Below are 222 nucleotides of genomic sequence, written 5' to 3'. Positions count from 1 at the left end.
CAAGGATTTATCAACTCGATATTTAGACTGGCCCATGTTCCATTAAGCTGTCCGCATTACACCTGCATCAGTCGTAGAGCAAAGCAAGTTGAGGTCTCATTTAAGACAAAAACGAAAGGAGCGATACAGCACCTAGCCATTGATGCGACTGGCCTAAAGGTTTATGGCGAAGGTGAATGGAAAGTCAAAAAACACGGGACAGATGGCAAGCGTAGAGTCTGG

At 45.5% G+C, this 222-nt stretch carries 1 protein-coding gene; it reads left to right on the top strand.

What is annotated here, in order from left to right; genetic code table 11:
* Nucleotides 1–222: transposase (locus AB4482_RS20745; RefSeq protein ID WP_372181565.1), on the top strand; the 222-nt coding region annotated here is incomplete at both ends.

Source organism: Vibrio sp. 10N.222.55.C7, assembly GCF_041473335.1.
GTDB lineage: Bacteria > Pseudomonadota > Gammaproteobacteria > Enterobacterales > Vibrionaceae > Vibrio > Vibrio crassostreae_C.
Note: the sequence above shows the minus strand (reverse complement) of the source record. Positions and strands in the feature narration are given on the sequence as shown.